We start from the raw sequence: 2,170 nt of genomic DNA on the forward strand, positions 1-2,170 counted from the left end.
GGTCGGTGGTGGTGAGCACCTGGCCGCGCGCGTCGTAGGTGTAGGTGGTGACGTTGCCCAGCGGGTCGCGGACCGAGGCGAGGTTGCGCGAGGCGTCGTAGGTGTAGGTCGTCGTGTGGCCAAGAGGGTTGGTCTCTGTGAGCAGCTGGTCGTTCTCGTCGAAGGTGCGCGTCGTCTTCTTGCCCAGCGCGTCGACTTCCTCGACGACGTTGCCCCGCACGTCGTAGGAGAGCGTCCGCGCGTGCCCCAGGCGGTCGGTGACCACCTCCTGGCGATCGACGAGGTCGTGGTCGAGCTCGATCGTCTTGCCGAAGGCGTCGGTGTGCCGCAGGAGCCGACCCGAAGCGTCGTACTCGTTGCGGATGGGCTGGATGCCCCGCGGGTCCTCGATCGAGAGCAGGCCGTGCGAGCCGTTGTAGCCGAAGCGGGTCGTCTGGCTCTCGCGGTCGGTGACGGCGACGAGGTCACCGGCGGCGGCGTAGGTGTAGCCGACGCTCTTGCCGAGCGGATCGGTGAGCGCGGTGATCCGGCCCGAGACGTCCCGCGTCCAGGAGACGCTCTTGCCCGAGGCGTGGGTGATGCCGCTGCCGGTGAGCTGGAGCGTGTTGCCGTTGGTGTCGGCGAGCCGCTGGAGGCCCTGCGTCTTGTCGAGGTCGAAGACCCGGCCGTCGCGCGTCTGCAGGCGCACTTGCCGCGGCTCGTAGGGCTCGAAGGTGGACGAGTCGACGACGTCGGAGGTGCCGGTGGTGTGGAAGAGCTCGGTGTTGCCGAGGATCGAAAGCGTCGCCCCCGGCACCGGACCGTCGACGAAGACGAACGAGGCCTGCGCAAAGCAACCGCCGATGGTCGGCGCCGCGTTGCTCACCCGCAGCCGGAAGCGGTACACCTCGCGGTCGGAGAGCCGCACCGTGGTCAGGTGGGGCTTGGTCTCCTGCACCGACTGACAGGGCACGAAGCCCTTGACGATCCGCCAGCCCTCGCCCGGCGGGCGGTTGTTGCGGTAGGAGCCCTGCTTGACCTCCACCGTCCAGCCGTAGCCGAAGTCGAGGCTGCGCTTCTCGCGGCTGTCGTAGGTGCGGACGACCTGGATGGGAATGCCCGCCAGCGGCACCTCGAGGTCAACGAAGGAGACCGTGAAGTTGCCGATTTTCTGCTGGCCTTCGACCGCCACGTGGGCGGAAAGCGAGGCCCCGGCTCCGGCGGCGTCCAGCGCCGAGAGCTCGATCTCGTACATGCCGTTGAGCAGCAGGGTGGGGTCGAAGGTCGCCAGCGCCGCGTTGGCGACGGGCGAGGTGCCGGTCGCGAGCGTCGTCCACGCCGCGCCCGGCTCCATCGAACGGAAGCGCAGCTCCCAGCTCGCGAGGCCCTGCCCCTGGACTGTCCCCACGACCGGGGTCGGGGAGGTGACCTCCTGGAGCTGGGTGGGCTGCGCGATCTCGACCGCGAGCTCGGTGCCCTCGTTGGTGATCACGAGATCGGTCTCGGCGGTGACGAGGATCCAGTAGCCGCGGCCCGGCCGCAGCACCTGGAGGTCGTTGGCCCAGGCCGGGGCGGAGACGTCGAAGCCCTCCCACGGGTCGGCCAGGTTCCCGGCGTCGTAGCCGAAGACGCGTTGGTACTTGCCCGCGATCGAGGCCAGCGCAGTGGCCACCGGCCGCGCCTGCTCGGCGGGAATGCCGATCAGGTTCCAGCCCGTGCACAGGTGCAGCGTCGTCGTGGCCGGTGCCGGCCCCGGCGTCGGCAGGCTTCCTGCCTGCGTCGCATCCACCCAGAAGCCGTTGCGTTCGTCGAGCGAGGTCAGGTCGCTCCCCGCCCCATCGGCAGGGTCGTAGACCTTCCATGGATCGGCGGTGTCGCAGGCGTCGTAGACGAAGGCGCGCCGCAGCGCGTCGCCCATCGGTGCGAAGACCGAGGCGGGGCTCGAGTCGGCCGGCTCGACGGGGAGGGAGAGGAGATTCCAGCCTGCCGCGACCGGGACCTCACCGGCGACGGCCGCCTTCGCAACCAGCGCTTGCTTCGGAAACGCCCTTCGCGTCTCGAAGCCCGGCGGCAAGGGCGGAGTCTGCGGACCCGCGGCTTCCTCCAGCGAGGCCACTAGGGCGAGGACCTCGCCTGCGCCCCGGCGCGCCCAGCCGGCGAAGGTCTGCACGCCCCCCGGCGGCGTGAGCGT

General features: G+C 70.5%; 1 protein-coding gene. It reads right to left on the reverse strand.

What is annotated here, in order from left to right:
• The coding region (locus tag ACRDSQ_RS16405; protein ID WP_431422143.1) for a DUF6531 domain-containing protein at positions 1–2,149 on the reverse strand (2,149 nt) is incomplete at its 3' end.
• Positions 2,150–2,170: the final 21 nt, after the last annotated feature.

Source organism: Actinokineospora sp. (assembly GCF_050699995.1).
GTDB lineage: Bacteria > Actinomycetota > Actinomycetes > Mycobacteriales > Pseudonocardiaceae > Actinokineospora.